This window comes from Streptomyces sp. NPDC034049, from assembly GCF_055575575.1.
Window position 1 is genome coordinate 1 of the sequence record NZ_JBVISJ010000027.1, and the last position, 12,240, is coordinate 12,240.

General features: G+C 71.3%; 11 protein-coding genes and 2 pseudogenes. 3 read left to right on the plus strand and 10 right to left on the minus strand.

Annotation, left to right across the window (positions count from 1 at the left end; translation table 11 throughout):
* Positions 1-108: 108 nt before the first annotated feature.
* From ACZ52C_RS40405 to ACZ52C_RS40420, 4 genes and pseudogenes are all read right to left on the minus strand, one after another.
* A pseudogene (locus ACZ52C_RS40405) lies at positions 109-508 on the minus strand (Phenylacetic acid catabolic protein); the annotation flags it as partial.
* Between the two features lie 61 nt (positions 509-569).
* A complete protein-coding gene (locus tag ACZ52C_RS40410) occupies positions 570-2,732 on the minus strand; it encodes a bifunctional serine/threonine-protein kinase/ABC transporter substrate-binding protein (protein ID WP_469079530.1) in 2,163 nt (720 codons plus the stop codon).
* Positions 2,733-2,784: 52 nt separating this feature from the next.
* Positions 2,785-5,043, minus strand: coding sequence for a bifunctional serine/threonine-protein kinase/ABC transporter substrate-binding protein (locus ACZ52C_RS40415; protein ID WP_469079531.1), 2,259 nt, complete (start codon positions 5,041-5,043; stop codon positions 2,785-2,787).
* Entirely contained in the window at positions 5,040-5,411 is a 372-nt protein-coding gene (locus ACZ52C_RS40420; RefSeq protein WP_469079532.1) for a hypothetical protein, read from the minus strand. The genes ACZ52C_RS40415 and ACZ52C_RS40420 overlap by 4 nt, the downstream gene beginning before the upstream one ends.
* A 256-nt stretch (positions 5,412-5,667) precedes the next feature.
* On the opposite strand from ACZ52C_RS40420, the gene ACZ52C_RS40425 reads away from it, so the two are divergent.
* Positions 5,668-5,940, plus strand: a complete 273-nt coding sequence (locus ACZ52C_RS40425; protein WP_469079533.1) for a hypothetical protein — start codon at positions 5,668-5,670, stop codon at positions 5,938-5,940.
* A gap of 68 nt (positions 5,941-6,008) precedes the next feature.
* Here ACZ52C_RS40425 and ACZ52C_RS40430 read toward each other — a convergent pair whose 3' ends face one another.
* The 4 genes from ACZ52C_RS40430 to ACZ52C_RS40445 all read right to left on the minus strand — a co-directional run bounded on the left by ACZ52C_RS40430 (position 6,009) and on the right by ACZ52C_RS40445 (position 9,371).
* Entirely contained in the window at positions 6,009-6,365 is a 357-nt protein-coding gene (locus ACZ52C_RS40430; protein ID WP_469079534.1) for a hypothetical protein, read from the minus strand.
* 369 nt (positions 6,366-6,734) lie between these two features.
* Complete coding sequence (locus tag ACZ52C_RS40435) at positions 6,735-7,937, minus strand: FAD-dependent oxidoreductase (RefSeq protein ID WP_469079535.1); 1,203 nt, start codon at positions 7,935-7,937, stop codon at positions 6,735-6,737.
* A 262-nt stretch (positions 7,938-8,199) separates the two neighbouring features.
* Positions 8,200-8,427, minus strand: coding sequence for a LuxR C-terminal-related transcriptional regulator (locus tag ACZ52C_RS40440; RefSeq protein WP_469079563.1), 228 nt, complete (start codon positions 8,425-8,427; stop codon positions 8,200-8,202).
* Positions 8,428-9,170: 743 nt separating this feature from the next.
* The gene (locus ACZ52C_RS40445) at positions 9,171-9,371 is read right to left on the minus strand and encodes a relaxase domain-containing protein (RefSeq protein ID WP_469079536.1); all 201 of its coding nucleotides are present in this window, start codon (positions 9,369-9,371) and stop codon (positions 9,171-9,173) included.
* 523 nt (positions 9,372-9,894) lie between these two features.
* Here ACZ52C_RS40445 and ACZ52C_RS40450 point away from each other — a divergent pair.
* The gene (locus tag ACZ52C_RS40450; protein WP_469079537.1) at positions 9,895-10,299 is read left to right on the plus strand and encodes an EamA family transporter; all 405 of its coding nucleotides are present in this window, start codon (positions 9,895-9,897) and stop codon (positions 10,297-10,299) included.
* Between the two features lie 215 nt (positions 10,300-10,514).
* Here the strand turns inward: ACZ52C_RS40450 and ACZ52C_RS40455 are convergent, their stop codons facing one another.
* Positions 10,515-10,709 (minus strand): hypothetical protein, encoded by a 195-nt coding sequence (locus ACZ52C_RS40455; RefSeq protein WP_469079566.1) that lies wholly within the window; start codon positions 10,707-10,709, stop codon positions 10,515-10,517.
* On the opposite strand from ACZ52C_RS40455, the pseudogene ACZ52C_RS40460 reads away from it, so the two are divergent.
* Positions 10,653-11,287, plus strand: a pseudogene (locus ACZ52C_RS40460) (IS5 family transposase); the annotation flags it as partial. The gene ACZ52C_RS40455 and the pseudogene ACZ52C_RS40460 overlap by 57 nt on opposite strands.
* Positions 11,288-11,504: 217 nt before the next feature.
* On the opposite strand, the gene ACZ52C_RS40465 reads toward ACZ52C_RS40460, so the two are convergent.
* A complete protein-coding gene (locus tag ACZ52C_RS40465) occupies positions 11,505-12,233 on the minus strand; it encodes an alpha/beta fold hydrolase (RefSeq protein WP_469079538.1) in 729 nt (242 codons plus the stop codon).
* Positions 12,234-12,240: the final 7 nt, after the last annotated feature.

The window sequence follows — 12,240 nt, forward strand, 5'->3', positions numbered from 1 at the left end:
CCCACTCGTCTTCGGTCAGTTGCGCACGTGTCACACCAGAGTCCTACCGGACCGACACCGCACCCGGGGCCAGAACCAGGGTTTGATCACAACTGTAGACAGTCCCTAGTCCCGGACGTCGCACGCAGTGAACAACTCGTCCAGGTAGGCGCGGTCCGCTCCCGCGCGTCGCCGCATCCGGTGATGGGACTCGGCGGTGCCGTCTCCGAGGTGGACGACCCGTTCGGTGGCGTACGCCGGTGATACGTCACCTCTTTGACACGCTTGTCGTCCATCACGGCGGGCACCGGATCGTCGGCGGTGGTGATCCGCTCGAAGTGGGCGAGTCTCCAGGTGGAGAGGGACAGCGGGTGGGTGACGCAGAACGCGAAGTCGCCGCCGGGGAGTTCGGCGAGGCGTACGTTGTGGAAGTCTTCCGGGTCCCGGAAGTACGCGTAGGCGTCTCGTCACGGCCGGTGCCGTCGACCTGGCCGGCTCGGGAGTACAGCAGGCGTGCCTGGCCGAGCAGCAGGACCTGCGGGTCGTTCGGCAGCGCGTGCGGCCCTTGACCGAGGGCGCGAACGACGGGCTCAGGCGGTGGCGTCCCGATAGTCGCCCAGGCAGCGGAAGGCGCCCGCCGTCGCCCTGAACAGGTACATCGCGTCCGTGTAGCGGTAGGTGGACGGGTCGTAGTGGAGCCTCTTGGTGATGCCCCGGTAGTCGGTCTCGCGCAACCGGCCGGTGATCGCGGCCCGTTCGGCGTGCGACGCGCCGAGGTCCGTCATGGCGCGGGCGACGAAGAGCGTCGCGTCGTGGGCCTCGGCGGAGTACCACGGCGGGGCGGACCCGAAGCGCGTCCGGTAGGTGGTGACGAACGACTTCGCGGCCTTCACCCGGGTCGGATCGAGGAAGGCGGTGGCGAACACCCAGCCCTGGGCGGCCTCGCCGGCCGAGGTGAGGAAACGGGCGTCGAGGGCGCGCTGGGTGGCCAGCCGCGCGCCGGAGTAGCCCGCGGAGCGCAGTGCCCGGGCCAGCAGTGCGGCCCGGGCGTAGCCGCCGCCGAACACCACCGCGTCGGCTCCCCCTTCCGTCACCGACGTCGCGAGGGCGCGGAAAGCGGTCGTATCGCCGTCGGCGGCGAGGGAGCGCCGGATCACGGTGCGCTGCCCGGAGCGCACGGCGTCGTCGATCCCCGAGCACAGACGCCAGCTGAAGTCGCCCTCGGCGGCGTCGTCGATCAGCACCGTCCTGCGGGCCGCCAGGGTGCGCACGAGGTACGCGACGAGCGGCGCCGCCAGGGTCGCGTCGGCGGGGCGGGTGGCCGCATAGACCCGATAGGTGGTCGGGGAGACCTCGTCGAGTCCGACCGACACCGTGACCATCGGGAGCCGTGCCTCCTGGTAGAGGCCGAGGGTGGCCTTGGCGCAGGCGTCGGTGGTCGGTCCGAGCACCGCGCGGACCCGGCCGTCGGCCGCCAATTGCCGGGCGATCTGCCCGGCACGAGTGGCGTTGCCCTTGTCGTCGTGCACCTGGAGCGCCAGGTCGAAGCCGCGTCCGGTACGCGAGTTGAGGTGGTCGACGGCGAGCCGGGCACCGTTCTCCTGGGCCAGGCCGACCGCTTTGTGAGCGCCGCTCAGGTCGGCATGCAGGGCGACGACCAGTCGTGGCAGTCGGCTCGTCCGGCTCTGGGCCGAGCTGCCGCCGGGGCCTCGTGCCGTCCACCAGGCCGCTGTGCCGCCTGCCGTCAGGACCCCGGCGGCCGAGCCGAGGACCAGGAAGCGTCGACGCGTCGATCCACTGCCGCCTGCGGAAACCGTGTCGACCGCGGTCGTCGCCGCGGACGCCGTGGACACCTCGGTCGCCTCGACGGCGGGCAGCGCGAGCACGGCCGCCGAACGGCGCGCGATCAGCCGGGTCAGGGGCTCCGGCAACCAGTCACCGCCCTCGCCCGCACCGTCCAGGGCCCGCCGCAGCTCGGCCACGCCCGGCCGCGAACCGGGCTCCTTCGCCAGACAGCCCCGCAGCAGCGGCAGCAACGACGCGGGTACGCCGTCCAGTTCGGGATCGTCGTGGACCGTGGACAGCAGCGTCTCGGCCACGGAGCCCGACCCGAAGGGGCGCCGACCCGTCAGCGTGTACGCCAGTAGACAGCCGAGCGAGAAGACGTCACTGGCGGGACCGATCTCCCGGCCGCGGCCCTGGGCCTGCTCCGGAGAGAGGAACCCTGGGGAGCCGACCACCATGCCGCTCGCGGTGAGCGCGGTGTCCTCCGGCATCCGGGCGATACCGAAGTCGATCATCCGGGGCCCGTCGACCGCGAGCAGCACATTGGCGGGCTTGACGTCCCGGTGCACCAGACCCGCCCCGTGCACCGCGTCCAGCGCCTCGGCCAGCCGCGCCCCCAGCACGCGGACGCTCTCGTACGGCAGCGGGCCGCATTCCTCCACCGCCTCGTCCAGCGCGGGTCCCGGCACGAACGCCGTGGCCAGCCACGGGGACTCCGCGTCCGGGTCGGCATCGAGCAGTGGTACCACCCAGGGGCTCACGACCCGGCCCGCCGTCTCCACCTCACGGCGGAAACGGGCCCGGAACCCCGCGTCGTCGGCGTGCGCCGCGCGGATCACCTTCACCGCGGCGAGCGCGCCGCCGGGTGAGCGTGCCAGGTACACGACGCCCATGCCGCCGGCGCCCAGTCGGCGCAGTGGCCGGTGGCCCGCGATCCAGGCCGGGTCGGCGCCGCGCAACGGCTCCATCAACGCCCCGTCGAATGAACGCCCGAGCTCACCGACTGAGCACGTACGGCCATCAGGTGGACACCTGAGACGGGGCCAGGCCCTGATAGGCGAACCGGCCGCCCTCGACCGTCCACAGGTAGACCCCGCTGCCGTCGATCACCAGCGCCCCGGTCGCCTTGTCGAACGCGAAGTTCCGGGCGATCCCCTGGTACGACCCCGCTCGCAGCGCCGTCGTCATGTTCGGCCGGGTGCGGCTCCCGACGCCCAGCGACCGCAGCGTTTTCACGGCGAACTGCGCCACGTCGTACGTCTCCACGGCGTAGCGCTCCGGCTCCGCCCCGAACAGCTTGCGGTGGGCGGCCCGGAACGCCTTCGCCTCGGGCGCCACGGTGGCGTCCATGGCCGGGGCGACGATCGCCCAGCCGTCGGCCGCGTCGCCCGCCGCGGACAGGAAGCGGGCGTCGAGCACCCCTTGGGCGGCGGCCCTGGCTCCCGGGAAGTCACGGCGGTGCAGCTCCCGGGCCAGCAGCGCGGCCCGCTGGTGATAGCCGGCGAAGACCACCGAGTCGGCGCCCCCGGCCAGCAGGGCGTCCAGGGTCGGCCCGAAGTCGGTGCGCAGCGCGCTGACCACCTTGGGCACGGCCGGCAGCGGCACCTTGCGCAGGATGTTGGCGAGGGTGCTGCTGATCTCCCAGCCGTAGGCGTCCGCCGCCCGGTCGTCGACGATCCCGACCGTGCGTGACTTCGCCGTACCGCGCAGGTAGGCGTCCAGGTAGAACGGCAGGATCGTGTCCGTCACCCGGGCGTGCAGGAAGGACCGGCTGCCCATCACCTGGAGCGCGGTGGCGCCGGGTGTCACCGCGATCAGCGGCAGCGACGCGGCGTCGTACGTCGCCAGCGAGGCCAGGGCGGTGGCGTCCGTGGTGGGACCGATCACCGCCAGCACGGAACGGTCGGCGATGAGCTTCTTGGCCGCCGCGGGCGACCGCGCCGGATCGCCGCCGTCGTCCACCGTCTTCACGGCGAGCGAGAAAGGCGCGCCCGCACGGGAGTTGAACTCGTGGACGGCGAGCCGCAGTCCCCGTTCCTGGGCCCGGCCGACCTCCTTCTGATCGCCCGTCAGATCGGCGTGCAGGCCGAGGGTGTAGAGAGGGTTGGAGTCCGCCGGCGTGGCGTCGGAGCCCTCGCTGCGGTCACGGTCGAGCGCCGACCACGTGGCCAGTCCGCCGCCGACCGCGACGACCGCCGTGGCCCCGGCCAGGAGCAGGAACCGGCGTCTGCCGAGGACACGGCCGGCAGGACTCGCCGCCGCAGTGTCCGTCGAGGCGGTGTCTGCGGCCCCGGGGCCGACCTCGGTCTCGTCGATCGCGGGCAACGCGAGCCCGACGGCCGATCGTTCGGCGATCAGCCGCACCAACGGCTGCGGCAGCCAGGCCTTTTCGCCCGCCGGCCCCTCCTCGTCACCGGCCACCTCGGGACGTACGGCCCGCAGGGCCTCCCGCGGATCTGCGGGAGAGGCCGGCGGAGCGCCCGTGAAGAGCGCCGTCAACTCATCGGCTGTGGGCCGCAGTTCAGGATCCTTCTCCAGGCAGTCGGCCACCACCCGGGCGAGCTCCGCCGGAACACCGTCGAGGTCGGGCGCGTCGTGCACCGTCCGATACAGCAGCGCGTCGAGCGACCCGGTACCGAACGGAGGCCGGCCGGTGGCGGCAAAGGCCAGCACACACCCCAGCGAGAAGACGTCGCCGGCCGCTCCGGGAATCTCCGTGCCCCGCGCCTGCTCCGGCGGCTGGAACCCGGGCGTACCGACCACGACACCGGTCGAGGTGAGCCCTGGTTCTTCGGTATCGCGGGCGATACCGAAGTCGATCAGCCGCGGCCCGTCGAGGGCCAGCAGCACATTGCCGGGTTTGACGTCCCGGTGGACGAGTCCGGCCGCGTGGACCTCTTGCAGCGCCTCGGCGAGCCGCGCCCCCAGCACCCGCAGTCCGCGCACCGGCAGCGGGCCGTGCTCGGCGACGGCCTCGCCGAGCGAGGGGCCTGGGACGAACGCGGTGGCGAGCCAGGGCTGCGCCGCCTCGGGGTCCGCGTCCACCAGAGAAGCCACCCACGGGCTGGTCATGCGCCGGGCCGTCTCCACCTCACGCCGGAACCGCTCCCGGAAGCCGGCGTCCTCGGCGTACTCGGCCTGAATCACCTTCAGCGCGAGGAGGGTTCCGCCGGCCGAGCGGGCCAGGTACACCACACCCATGCCGCCCACGCCGAGCCGTCCGAGCAGCCGGTAGCCCGCCAGCTTGGCGGGATCGGAGGTACGCAGCGGCTCCATCACTTCCCCTTCAGCCGCTGCTCGATGCGCGTCAGCATCTTCGCCAGGGCCTTGCTGCCGAGTTCGTTCAGTTCCTGCTCGGTGTTCCCGGCGCCGCCGGTCACCGACACGGCCACGACGACCGTGCCCAGCCGGGCGACCATCCAGCGGTACGGCTGTCCGGTGCCGCCGTTCTCGGCGTATGTGCCGGCCTCCAGAACGGAGTCGTCGGCGTACTGCTGTTCACGGGCACCGAAGGGGGTGCCCAGCGACATGAGACCCGTGATCCGCTCCGCCGACCGCGGCCGCTGCTCCGGGCAGCGCAACACCTCCTCCAGGGTGGCGCTCAACTGCTCGTCGGCGCCGAGGGCGGAGCCGTGCACGGTGGCCACGGCCGTCACCGTGACCGCGCCCCTGCCCCCGCCGGCCGCCAGCCTGCTGTAGCGAGACGTGCTCGCAAGCACCCCACGGGGGAGCTTCTCCCGCTCCCAGCGGCAGTCTTCGCCCAGGACGGCCCATGTCCCCGGGGTGCTCGCGGCCGGAGTCCGAGCGACATAACCCCGTCCCCAGTCGACCGGGGCGAGCACGACGGCATCGGCCAGCCGACGCCCGTCCTTCGAGGTCTTGGGTACCAGGGAGGCATCCGGCGTGAAGACGGTGGAGGCGGCGGACGAGGCCCCCGACGGGGTCGCGGTGGTACTCGGCGAAACGCCGGCCGAGGCACTGGCCGAAGAAGCTGAAGAAGGCGCCACCGCCGAAGTGTTCTCCCCCTCCGGTGCGTTGCCCGTTGCCTGGCCCGAACACCCCGTCAGCAGGCTTCCCGCCACCAGCAAGGTCATCCAACTTCCCCGTACCACACGGGCGTTGCCTGTCACTCAGTCCCCTCAACACCGAAAACTCTGTCCGACACGCCGAACATAGGCGCGACTGGAGCGACGGCGCCTCAGTGAAACCACGTATCCGACTACGCATTTTGCGGAGACGTCCGCTCAGAGGGTCGGGAAGACCGCCGCGAAGATGAACCACAGCAGTACGGCCCAGAAGACCGCCGCCGCCAGCGACACGAGCAGAGAGCTACGCCATCTCAGCACCAGGAACGGGAAGCGCGCCGGGAGCGCCCAGTAACCGGCCACCTCGATCGACATGCGGGCGGCCTGACTGAGGGTTCCCGCGTGTCCCGCGGAGATACGCCGCAACAGTCGCTGGGAGACGAAGCCGTACAGGCCGAAGACGATCGGGAAGAACCGCAGCGGGGTGATCGTGACCAGTTCGGACTCGTCGAACTCGTCGAACATGACCAGATAGACGCAGGCGGCTCCCAACACACCAGCGATGAGGGCAGTCACGTAGAGGGCGGTCACGTAGAGGGCGGTCAGAGCGGCCGGCTCCGCCGATGTGGGTCGGCCCGGGAACAGGGCCGGGCGTGAGCGCGGGCGAGGCGTACGGAACATCGGCAGCCGGAGCCGGGACCACCTGGTGGCAGCGTGGGCAGCGGACGTTCTGCCCGGCGCGGTGGGCCGGAACCGAGATCAAGTGCCCGCACGAGGGATGGAATTCCCCGTGCTGACGGTTCACGCGTGGCCTTTCCTGTACCTGCGCCGATGCGCGGCTCGTGAACGAGTCTCGTTGCCGCGTGCTCTATCGCATCGGTGAAAATACGTAGTCCCTCACGCACAGGTTGCCCCATATGGGATATGAGCCGAACGCGGTAGTTGTCACAAAGGCAGCCTGTCGCGATGGATGCCACCGCCACCCGGGGGGAAGCCGTTGAAGAGGTCGTCCATGCCCCGCAGGGCGAGCCGGGTGGGGGTGGCCCGGACCGCGAGGTCGCGGGCCGCCGCAGCGAGCGGGTTGCGCAGGGCTCCCAGGCGGCCGACCCAACGGGCGCGGACGCGGACAGCGTTCGTCCGGTCGCGGCGGGCGGCGGTGTACGCGGCGAGGGCGGCCGGGACGGAGTCCGTGCCGTCCCCGCAGGGGAGCAGGTGGGCGAGGATCACCGCGTCCTCGATTGCCTGGCAGCCGCCCTGGCCGAGGTTGGGGGCCATGGCGTGGGCTGCGTCGCCGAGCCAGACGATCCGGCCGTGGTGCAGGCGAGGAAGCGGGGCGGCCAGGTCGTAGAGGTCGTTCTGGAGGACGTCGGCCTCGTCGAGGCGTTGGACGCGCTCCAGCAGGGCCGGGATCGGGTCGTGCCACGAGCCGAAACGGCGGCGGAGTTCGGCGCGGGAGTCGGCCGACCGGGTGCCGGGCGGGACGAGCCCGGTGGCGTAGAGATACAGACGGCCGTCCGCGAGCGGGGTCACGCCGAACCGTCCGCCCCTTCCCCAGGTCTCGCTCATGGACGGTATCCCGAGGTCCGGAGCGTCCACGATGGTGCGCCAGGCCGTCTCGCCGATGTAGTGCAGTCCGGGGTGGTCGGGGAAGTACGCGCGGCGCAGCGGGCTGCGGATGCCGTCGGCGGCGACGACCAGGTCGGCGGACAGGTCCTGACCGGCCGCCGTACGGACGGTCGAGCGGCCCATGACGTCGTCGACTCCCGTCACTTCGGTGCCGTAGCGAAGGGCCTTCGGCGGCAGGTCGGCAGCCAGGGCCGCGGTGAAGGCCGGACGTGGGACGGCGATCGGAGGCATGCCGTATCGGGCAGCCATGTCCACGGTCTCGGCCCGGACGAGCCACCGGCCGTCGGAGCGGCGCACGCCCATCGTCACGGGGACGGCACTGCCGACGGCCCGGGCGGCGTCGACACCGATGGCCTCCAGAGCTCGCAGGGCGTTGGGGGCGAGGCCGATACCGGCGCCGGTCGTGGGAGGTTCGGGGGCACGTTCGCAGACGGTGACCCGCCAGCCGCGGCAGCGCAGTGCCACGGCGGCCGTGAGTCCACCGATTCCGGCTCCGACCACCACTGCATGATGCTTCGGCATGGCACCCCCGCCTCTGTTCGGTTCGAACACGCCCACGACACACCCGGCGCGGCCTGCACAGTACACACCGGGACCACGGCGGTTCCTCGGGCATCACGCCGCCGACCAACCCCGTTGACGCGGCACGGTCCGGTCGGCCCAGGGCGAGAACCGCCCCGCCGCGGAGTGCGGGGTGGTCAGACACGGTCTCCGGGGGACCGTCCCGTCGCGAAGAACAACGGTCCCCGGGCCGGTGCGGGCCGCTGTTCGAGGGCGGCGCGGGTCACGAGGCCCGCCAGCGCCGACCGGGACGGCAGTCCGGTCTTGCGGTAGATGGCCGACAGGTGGCTCTCGACCGTGCGGGGCTGAGGAACAGCTCCGTCGCGATGGCCTGGCTGCTCAGCCCTTCCGCTACGAGATCGGCTATCTCCCTTTCTCGTCCGGTCAGTTGGTCCAGCTCTGTCGGCGGTTCGCCCGAGGCGGCCTCCTCGACCTGCGGCCGCACGATCACGGCCAGGTCGGACAGCAGGCGTGCGCCGCCGTCGCCGAGGAGACGGCGGGCCCCTCTCCACAGGACGACGGCGCCTCGGGCGTCTCCCGCGGCCTGTGCCTGGGGGGTGGCCAGGAGCAGTGAGTACGCCTGCCAGAGCGTCGCACCCGAGGGCGCGTATGCATCCTGCGCGAGTACATGACGGACGCCTTCGGCCGGTTCGCGGCGGCCGAGCTGTCCCGCCCGGACTTCGTGGCTGCGCTGGTTCGCGGTGGCGGAGCCGGGAACGCCGCTGGTGGAGCGGCTGATGAGCTTCTTGTTGGCGGCGGAGACCCCATTGGCGGAGCCGTACGTGACGGCCACGTAGCCCGCCTTGGCCTTGCTGGAGATCGTGGCGTCCGGAGCCGACACGACCACGTCGACGGCCGCCAGGTCGACGTCGACCACGGAGGCGACCCGGGCCCGGACCAACGCAGCCGCGGCACGGGCGTACTCGAGGAGGGAGTTGATGACGTCGACGGCCACCTTGGAGGTGCGGATCGCGCTCTCCTTCCACTCCTTGTGCAGCTGCACGAGGGGCCGGGCCTTCTGCTTCGGCGGGCGCGTCATCTTCGCGGCCATCAGGTTCAGCTTGGCCCGGGCCCGCTCGGAGACCACGGGCAGGAACTTCGGCTCGCCGTCGTCGTCGACGGCGGTGACGTACTCGTGCTCCAGCTCTGAGAGGCAGGCGGCGATCTGGTCGCTGCGCCGGGAGGTCCAGCGGATCAGTCGTGCGGCACCCCGGCAATTTCCATGACCGGTCGACGGCCTGGGGTGACGGTGCGCGGCTCGGTCGCCAGCCCCAGCGCCTCGCAGGCCTCCGCGGTCACGAGTTCGTTGTAGAGCGCGGAGGCGGCCACGGTGTTCTCGTGCAGGGCCGTGGTGTGGATGGAGCCCCACTTCCCATCCAGACGCTGCCCCTTCACGGACAGCAGCAGATGTTCATGGAGCCCCCGACCCCGTTCGTCACCCGCGACGAGGAGAAGATCGCGGCCAACGTTTGTTTCTTCAAGACCAATACTTTTTCTGCAGATGGACCCGGACGAGGGTGTCGGCGAGGTCGGCTGGGTAGGCCAGGGGCTTCATGTAGCGCGCTCAGAAGGGGCCCCGGTATTGCCGGGGCCCCTCCTCCAAACCGGGCAGGACGTGGGCCTGCGACCCGCGCTTACTGAGGTTGAACTCGTGGAGTCGTAGGGGCTGACGACTCGTCGCCCCTGCGGTATCACCGTAGGCATGCGGTATCCACAAGGGGGCGGGCTGACCGCCGAACGGCAGTAGTTCCGCAAGGAGTTACGGCTCAAGGCTGACGGCGCGGTGTGTTGGCCCGGGCACCGACCAGGCCAGCGCCTGGCTCACCCAGCGGGCCGCCCGCCGGCCCCTGCTCCATCCCGCGCAACGGGACCTCCGCAACGGGACCTCGTCGACGAACTCATCAACCTGGCCGGTTACGTGCCCGGCTGGCGGCCACGGATCTCCGATGAGGCCTGGCAGATCCTGTCCGCGCTGCTGAGGCCGCTCCCCCACCGCGCGGGCGCGACCACCTGGGGAGCGGGCGCACTATGCCTCCTGCCATTCGCGCTGGCCCAAGGAGTCTGGCCCTGGACTGGACACACCATCGAGTCCACCAGCTGGCTGATCTTCCTCGGCGTCGTGCCGACCCTGCTGGCTCACCGCTGGTACTTCGCCGGGCTGACCACGGTCCCCAGCACCAGCGCCGCCGTCCTCGTGCTCCTCGAACCGGCCACGGCCGCGCTCCTTGCCATTCTGCTCGGCGAGCAGATCAGCTCAGCCCTCATATGTGGATCGATCCTGCTATTGACGGCTATCGCCGTCCTGTCTCGCGACCAAGCATGAGCTCATTGCCCTCGCCCCAGCGCGCCCAGCTGGCGAGGGCAACACACCTGGACGCATCCACAGGTCTTGACACTTGCTCCGCGCGGCGGACTACGCGACGCGCCGAGCGACACTCGACACAACGTCTGACGATGACAGCGGCGCGGCGGCCCCGGCCGACGCGCAACTGGCTGAGCGCGCCCCGATCCCCGGCCTCGGGCTCGGGGCGTCCGGGGTCAGATGTGCTGGTGCACCGGGCGGCCGACAGTCCACAGGTCGCCGGGGGCCCGGACGAACGAGGCGTGGGCCTGCATGTCCCGCTGCAACTGCGCGGCGGAGATGGTGTGGCCGCGCCGGGCGAGCGCATCGCGTAGTTCGCCAGGTGGCAGCAGGAAGGCGTGTTCGCCCAGCTCAACGGCCTGCTCAGGCAACTCTTACGGCAGAAGGAAGGACGGGAGGCCGAACCGTCGGCCTGCGTGATCGACGCACAGAGCGTGAAAACCTCCACCAGCGTGCTCGCCTCCGGCCAGGGCATCGACGCCGGGATGAAGATCGTGGGCAGGAAGCGGGCCTCGTCACCGACACGATGGGCCTTCTCCTTGCCGTGCTGGTCACCGCGGCGAGCGTGCAGGACTCCATCGCCGGCGGCCAGCTCCTGGACCAGGTCGCCACCGAACACCCCCGCATCCGCAAAGTGTGGGTCGACGGCGGCTACCGCCAGCACCTCGTCGAGCACGCCGCCAGCCTCGGCATCGACATGGAAATCACTCAACGCAAGCCCGGGACCAGGGGGTTCACCCCGATCCCGAAGCGGTGGGTGGTCGAGCGGACCTACGGATGGCTCATGCTCCACCGCCGCCTGGCCCGCGACTACGAAACCCGGCCCGCCCGCTCCGAAGCCATGATCCATATCGCTATGGCAGACCTCATGGCCCGCCACCTCACCAGCGAGAACACCATCTCCTGGCGCGACCCGACACCGCAGCCCAAACACCAGATTCCGGGATGAAACAGCCGCATAAGAGGACCTCTAAGCAGACACGGACGATGCATCCGCGCACTCGATACGGTCGGCAACGCCCCTGGATCGCATGGCGAAGCGCCCCGTGCACGGTCCACGGGGCCGTGCACGGAGCGCGGAGTAGACGCGGCCCCGGGCCGAGGCGTGGCGAGAGCCGCGGAGCCCAACGTTCCCACCCAGAAGCGGTACCGCAACCGCTGAGACGCTAGATCGCGCAGGCCCGGACGAACGCGTCGGCGAGTTCGGCGGGGCGGGTGAAGAGGGCCTCGTGGCTGCCGGGGGTCTCGATCATCAGGGGGTTCTTCAGGCGCTGGGGGAACCGCTCGGCCCAGTGCCACTCGCCGGGGAGGGAGAGGTCCTCGGCGGACAGGACGTAAGCGGTGGGTATGTCGAGGGCCTGGAAGGCGCTCGTGTCGGGCTTCTCCGTGAAGGTTCCGAGCGGCTGCGGCACGAGCAGGGAGTGGACGATCCGCTGGGTCTCCTCGTCGGCGTCCTGCATGAACGCCTGCTGGAACACCTCGAACGGGAACGTCACCCCGTTGTTGCCGGAGGCTGCCGCCACGGCGCGGAACATCTCGCCGTAGTGCGGCGGGCACGCGTCGATCAGGGACTCGCCGTCGTTCGGCACGAACGCGCTCCAGAAGACCAGCCGCCGCAGTCGGGAGGCGAGCCGGGGCGCCGCGCCCACCAGGACGAAACCGCCCCAGCTGTGGCCGACCAGCGTGACGTCCTCCAGACCGGCCTGATCGACGTACTCCACGAGGCTGCTCACGCAGTCGGTCAGGGTCACATCGGTCGGGTCGTCGTTCTCACCCAGTCCGGCCAGGGTGGGGGTGTGCACCTGGTGCCCGGCGGCCCGCAGTTCGTTCGCGACGGGGCGCCAGGCCCAGCCGCCGTGGCAGGCGCCGGTCACCAGGACGAAGGTCTCGCTCATATCGATC

What these genes read in the sequence shown, in the direction of transcription:
- ACZ52C_RS40410 (WP_469079530.1), bottom strand. Translation starts at nt 2,732, where the DNA reads ATGGAGCCGTTGCGCGGCGCCGACCCGGCCTGGATCGCGGGCCACCGG.
- ACZ52C_RS40435 (WP_469079535.1), bottom strand. Translation starts at nt 7,937, where the DNA reads ATGCCGAAGCATCATGCAGTGGTGGTCGGAGCCGGAATCGGTGGACTC.
- ACZ52C_RS40465 (WP_469079538.1), bottom strand. Translation starts at nt 12,233, where the DNA reads ATGAGCGAGACCTTCGTCCTGGTGACCGGCGCCTGCCACGGCGGCTGG.